The 5989-nt window shown below is 70.6% G+C and carries 6 protein-coding genes; 3 read left to right on the top strand and 3 right to left on the bottom strand.

All coding sequences use genetic code 11. From position 1 onward, the window contains the following. On the bottom strand, positions 1–737 hold a 737-nt coding region (locus tag H5J33_RS20425), incomplete at its 3' end, for an SDR family NAD(P)-dependent oxidoreductase (protein WP_181796373.1). 88 nt (positions 738–825) lie between these two features. Here H5J33_RS20425 and H5J33_RS20420 point away from each other — a divergent pair. From H5J33_RS20420 to H5J33_RS20410, 3 genes are all read left to right on the top strand, one after another. Next, positions 826–1710: a LysR family transcriptional regulator gene (locus H5J33_RS20420; protein ID WP_181796372.1), complete on the top strand. Its 885-nt coding sequence runs from the start codon at positions 826–828 to the stop codon at positions 1708–1710. Between the two features lie 206 nt (positions 1711–1916). Next, entirely contained in the window at positions 1917–3125 is a 1209-nt protein-coding gene (locus H5J33_RS20415; protein ID WP_181796371.1) for an acyltransferase, read from the top strand. A gap of 262 nt (positions 3126–3387) precedes the next feature. After that, a complete protein-coding gene (locus tag H5J33_RS20410; RefSeq protein WP_309485453.1) occupies positions 3388–4515 on the top strand; it encodes a cytochrome P450 in 1128 nt (375 codons plus the stop codon). A gap of 55 nt (positions 4516–4570) precedes the next feature. Here the strand turns inward: H5J33_RS20410 and H5J33_RS20405 are convergent, their stop codons facing one another. Beyond that, positions 4571–5536 carry an NAD-dependent epimerase/dehydratase family protein gene (locus tag H5J33_RS20405; RefSeq protein ID WP_181796369.1) on the bottom strand — a complete coding sequence of 322 codons (966 nt, stop codon included), beginning with the start codon at positions 5534–5536 and terminating at the stop codon, positions 4571–4573. Next, positions 5533–5989, bottom strand: a 457-nt coding sequence (locus H5J33_RS20400; RefSeq protein ID WP_309485452.1) for an AfsA-related hotdog domain-containing protein, incomplete at its 5' end; no start/stop codon positions are given. The genes H5J33_RS20400 and H5J33_RS20405, both read right to left, overlap by 4 nt.

Genomic DNA, 5989 nt, shown 5'->3' with positions numbered 1-5989 from the left:
CAGGGGAGGGCGCGGCCGTCACGGAAGAAGTCGCCGGTGGGGCCGTCGTCGGCAAGGAGGGCGGCCCAGACGACACTGGCGGCGCCGGCCTCGACGGGCCGCCCTCCGGGACCGCCCATGTCGGTGGCGACCCAGCCGGGGCAGACGGAGTTGACGAGCACGCCCTCGTGGCGGAGGTCGGCGGCCAGCATGCGGGTGAGAGCGTTCAGCGCGGTCTTGGAAGCGGTATAGGCGGGAGCGCCGCTGCCCATGTTGGTCAGGGAGGCTGCCTCACTGCTGACGTTGACGATGCGGGGGTGCTCGGCGGCCCGCAGGAGGTCGACGAAGGCCAGGACGGTGCGCCAGGCGCCGAAGAGGTTGGTCTCGAACGCCTCGGTGACGATGGACATGCGGGCGGCGGACGGACGCTGCCAGCTGTCGTAGTGGATGGCGGCGTTGTTGACGAGGACGTCGAGCCGTCCGAACTCCTCGCCGACGTGGTGGGCCGCCTGTTCGAGGGTGCCGGCGTCGCGAACGTCAAGGCGCAAAGGGCGGACGTCGAGGCCCGTGGCGGCCATGGCGCCGGCGGCGCGTTCGGCGTCGGGGAGATTGCGGGCGGTGAGCCAGACGGTGTGCCCGAGCCGGGCGAGCTGCCGGCAGACCTCCTGGCCGATGCCCCGGTTTCCTCCGGTGACGAGCGCGACGCGGCCCCGTGGATCGATGGCCGGGCTGGTCGGGTCGAAGTCGGGATTCCTCATGTCCGTCGCCTCCAAGCGAATTGGCACCCTCTCATCCTCGGCCGGTCTGACCTGCCCTGTCTAAGATCTCTTGTGATAACCATGTGCTATGGACGCCCACGTACGGGATCTCAAGTACTTTGTGGCTGTCGCGGAGGAGCTGAGCTTCCAGCGGGCGGCGGAGCGGCTCTTCGTCTCCCAGTCGTTGCTGAGCAAACAGATGCGTCAGCTGGAAACGGGCCTGCGGACGCCCTTGTTCGAGCGGGCCTGGCGTGAGGTGCGGCTGACGCCGGCGGGCGCCGCGCTCCTTCCGGCGGCGCGGGAGATCATCCAGCGGTGGGACCAGGCGCAGCGGGCGGTGGCGGACGCGGCGGTGGACGCGCGCGCGGTGCTGACCGTCGGTCTGTCGACGAGTGTGGGACGAGGTCTGGTCCAGCGGGGACGGCGGACCTTCGAGCCCAAGTGGCCGGAGTGGCAGCTGCGGTTCCGGCACGTGGGCTGGGCGGATCCGAGTGTGGGGCTGGCGAAGGGCGAGGTGGACATCGCCTTCGTGTGGCTCCCGCTTCCGGACGCCGAGCAGTTCTCGGTGCGGGTGGTGGCGCGGGAACGGCGCTGGGCGGCGCTCCCCGCGGGGCACGCCTTGGCGGAGCGGGAGGAGATCGCCTTCGCCGACCTGATGGAGGAGCCCTTCATCGCCCTGCCGGAGCGAGCCGGTCCGCTGCGTGGCTTCTGGCTGGCGCTGGAGGACCGCGGCGGGCGGGAACCCCGGATCGGCGCGGTCGTCTCGAGCGCGGAGGAGACCCTGGCGGCGGTCGAAGCCGGCAAGGGAGTGGTGCTGCTGGCCGAGGGCAACGTCGAGCTGTACCGGCGCTCGGGGATCGTGGCACGTCCCGTCAGCGGGCTGTCGCCCAGTGAGCTGGCGGTGGCGTGGCGGCGCGACGACCGGCGCAGCGTGGTGCAGGACTTCGTGGCGGGACTGGACGAGCTGCCCTGACAGCAGATGCCTTGTTTGCCGGACATTTCGGTGATGCCTGTTTTGTAATATTCAGGGCCGGCTTATTTATACGCCTTTCGCATGGACGAATTCATTGGACGATCGAATATCGGTCAGTTCACTCTGAGGTGCGCTCGCGGCCCCGGGGGCTTTGTCGCTCGTACTGGGCGAATGGCCGAGCGCACCCTGCAAGCGGAAGGCTTTCTATGATTTATTCGGCGGCTCTGCCGACTCCCGACCTCCAAAGACATCGGCTTCCTTCGCTGACCGGGCTGCGATTCGTTGCAGCCTTTCTCGTTTTCATGTTCCACATGACACTGATCGATTCACCGCTTCCGCCGAATGCGCCGGTGAAGGTCAGTCCGTTCGCGAACCACACGATCGCGCAGTGGCTCGGGGACACCTTCGGCCGCTCCGGGATGATCGGCGTCTCGTTCTTCTTCGTCCTCAGCGGGTTCGTGCTCACCTGGTCGGCCAAGCCGGGGGAGCCCGCGACAGCGTTCTGGCGCCGTCGGCTGCTCAAAGTCTTCCCGGCCCACCTGGCCACCTGGGCCTTCGTGATGGTCTTCCTCGCCGATGGCTCGATCCCGGCGAAGGCGTGGCTGCCGAACCTCTTCCTGCTGCACGCATGGTTCCCGGACCCGTCGGTGTTCATGTGCGTGAACCTCGTTGCCTGGACCCTCAGTTGCGAGCTGCTGTTCTATGTCCTGTTCCCGCTGGTCATCGCGGGCCTCAGGAGGATCCCGGTCCGGCATCTGTGGGGATGGATCGCCGGGCTCATGGTGGTGATGGTCGCCGTCCAGGCGGCGACGGCCTGGCTGGTGCCCGATACACCGGCGACTTCTTTCGGAGTGTCCAATCTGCAGTTCTGGTTCGGCGACTTCCTGCCTCCGCTGCGTCTTCCCGAGTTCGTGATCGGGGCGCTGCTGGCGCTGGCCGTGCGCGCGGGACGTGACGTCCCGGTGCCGATGCCCGCCGCCGTGGCACTGTGCCTGGCCGGCTTCGTGGTCCAGTTGTACGTTCCGTTCGTCCTGGTCTTCAACGTGACGATGATCCTTCCGATCTGCGCGCTGATCGTCTCGGCGGTGCAGCGGGATGTGGCGGGGCGGTCGGGCTGGCTGGGCGGGCGGACCATGACCTGGCTGGGAGAGGTGTCCTTCGGGTTCTACCTCTGCCAGGGCATCACCGTCTTCTACGGCCGCAACGTGGTGGGTCACAGCGCCCGGTACGAAACGCCGGTGGCGACGGCGGTGTTCATCGGCTTTTTCCTGGCCACCCTGATGGCCGGCTGGATCCTGTACGTGGCGGTGGAGCGGCCTGTGATGCGGCGCTTCGCCCGCAGCCGGCGCCCCGTGATGCCCTCACCCGTCGATCCCGTGCCGCGTGAGGCGGCCGCCAGCGCGGCTGCGGACTGACGTACGGTCAAAATCCCCGCCCCGGGAAGAAGTCCGGATCCGGAGGGTCGGGATCCGGACCTCCCCATGGGGCGTCGTGTTCATGCCGCTCTCCCATATGATCAGCCACCGCTGGATCGTCGTGGTTCCGTAATTGCTGGAACACATCCATAGGGGGACGGAAGTGACAGGATCCGCATCGTGCAAGTACGTCATTGACGCGTCCGGTCAGGACATCCATGGGGAGATCGCCAGAATTCGCGCCGAGGGACCGGTCCGGCGAGTGGAACTGCCGAGCGGGGTTCTGGCCTGGTCCGTCACCGGCCACGAGGAGATCAGGGCACTGCTCACGGATCCCCGCGTCTCCAAGGACGCCTACCGGCACTGGCCCGCGTGGATCGACGGAAGCGTCGGCGCCGAGTGGCCGCTGGCCATCTGGGTCTCCGTGCAGAACATGGTGACCGCCTACGGCGACGACCACGCGCGCCTGCGCAAGCCGGTCGCCTCGGCCTTCACCGCCCGCCGGGTGGCCACCCTGCAGCCGCGGATCGAGGCGCTGACCGCCGAGATCCTGGACGCGCTGGCCGAGCGGCCCCCGGGGGCGGAAGTCGACCTCCGCGAGGGCTTCGCCCATCCGCTGCCGCTACAGGTCACCTGCGAGTTGTTCGGCATACCCGCCGAGGCGCGCAGCCGCTTCCAGCGGATCATCAAGGGCTTCTTCTCCACCACGGCCACCCTGGAGCAGGCGCAGGCCAACGGGCGGGAGCTGTACGTCGCGCTCACCGAACTCATCGCCCGCAAAAGGGCCGAGCCGGCCGACGACCTGACCTGCGAGCTCATCAAGGCCCAGGCCGCGGGCCAGATGACCGAGAAGGAACTGGCCGACAACCTCATCCTGCTGTTCACCGCGGGCTACGAGACCACGGTCAACCTGCTCGACCACGCGGTGCACAGACTGCTGAGCCACCCCGGGCAACTGGCCCTGGTCCGGGAGGGCCACGCCGACTGGGACGACGTCATCGACGAGACCCTGCGCCTGGAGGCGCCCGGGGCCCACTCCATCCTGCGCTACGCCGTGGAGGACATCGAGATCGCCGGGGTCGTCATCGCCAAGGGCGACCCCATCATGATCGCCTTCGCCGGCGCGGGGCGCGACCCCCGGCGGCACGGTCCGGACGCCGACGCCTTCCACGTCCGGCGGCCCACGCGTAAAGACCACGTGGCCTTCGGCTTCGGCGTGCACTACTGCCTGGGGGCGCCACTGGCCCGCTTGGAGGCGCGGATCGCTCTCGCGGCCCTGTTCGACCGCTTCCCCGACATGGCGCTCGGGACCTCCGAGATCCTGCCGCAGGTGTCGTTCATCTCCAACGGCCACCGTGCCCTGCCGGTGATCCTGCGGCCGGCGGCCTGACCCCGGGGGTGAGGGCCGGACCCGCCACGGCCCTCGCCCCCGGCAGGCGCACGGCTCAGGAAAGTCCCAACGCCTTCCGGTACCACGGGAGGTGCGTGGGGAAGTCGGCGAGGAATCCGGCCCCGGGACGGACGCCCGTCGTCCGCCAGAGCAGCCGGCCGTCGAACCAGGCGTCCGTGGTCAGGAAGCGGATCAGCCGCGGCGCGCGCTCGTCCCCGGCCGGCAGCCCGCGCACCGCCTCGTCCGCGGTGAGCGCCCGCCCGGGCAGGGGCAGCGACAGTTCCCCGGCGACCCGGGAGAGCATGGCTCGCACCGACACCGGCTCCGGGTGTGCGGCGTGCAGCACCCCGGCCGGGGGGCCGGCCTGGTCCAGCGCGAGCGCGACCAGTGCCTCCGCCAGGTCGTCGGCGCTGATCACGGACACCCGCGCACGGCCGTCGTCCGGCAGCCCCGGCAGCAGCCGCAGCGCCGTGACCGCGGCGGGGACGACCCAGGTGTCCCCGCTGCCGTACACCAGGTGCGGCCGCACGACGGTCCCGCCGGCGGCCAGCACCCGCACGTCGCCCGCCAGACGGCTGCGGCTGACCGCGGATTCCGGGCCGGGGACGGCAGCCTCCTCGGCGACTCCGCGGTGTGGTCCGGGCCCGTACACCGCGGTGGTGCTCAGCCGGACGAAGGAGCGTACGCCGGCGGCCCGTGCCTCATCGAGCAGTGCCGAGGTGCCGACCGCGTTGACCGCTCGGAGCCGGTCCTCGTCCCCGCTGACCAGGGAGCCGAGGTGGAGCACCCGGGAGACGCCCGCGCAGATGCCGCGGAGGGTCGCCGGGTCCGCCAGGTCTCCCGTCCAGGGCTCGACCGCCGGATGCGCCGGCGGTGCCGCCGTGTGCGCGAGCAGCCGCACCCGCAGCCGGGCGCCGCGGTCGGCTGCCGCCAGCAGTCGGGCCAGGACGTGGGAGCCGATGAATCCGGTGCCGCCCGTGAGCAGGACGGTGTGCGGCCGGTCGCCGCGGAGCCCGCTCACCGGGCGTCCGCCGGGGCGAGTGCCGCCGCGTTGTGCAGGTCGGCGGCGAAGACCGGCTGCCCGCCCTGCGTCCCGCGCACGGTGAGCAGTTCGGTGCCGGTTCCGAGCTGGACGACGGTCCTGGCCTCGATGACGCAGGGCACGCCCAGTTCGGCGTAGCGGTGGAACTGGATGCGGACCGTCTCGGGGTAGAACGGCTGCCGCGGCACCAGGTGCGCCACCTGCTGGACCGCCTCCATCAGCAGGATGCCCGGGTGGTGGTCCCGCTTGCGGTTGACGTTCAGCGGGTGCTGCGGATCGACCCGCAGCACCCAGGAGTCCGGTGCGTCCGCGGCACCGAGTACGACGCAGGATGCGTCACCGCGGCCGACGAGCGCGGGGGCGATGGCCGGCCGGCCATCCTGCACGAGGACGTGTACGTCGGCCCTTCCGCGGACCTGCGGGGCAGCGTGG

It is taken from the genome of Streptomyces sp. WELS2, assembly GCF_013870595.1.
GTDB lineage: Bacteria > Actinomycetota > Actinomycetes > Streptomycetales > Streptomycetaceae > Streptomyces.
This window is presented reverse-complemented; position numbering and strand designations above follow the sequence as displayed.

Bases quoted from the DNA above. Each gene is read 5' to 3' on its own strand.
- H5J33_RS20420 (WP_181796372.1), top strand. From the start codon at position 826: ATGGACGCCCACGTACGGGATCTCAAGTACTTTGTGGCTGTCGCGGAG.
- H5J33_RS20415 (WP_181796371.1), top strand. From the start codon at position 1,917: ATGATTTATTCGGCGGCTCTGCCGACTCCCGACCTCCAAAGACATCGG.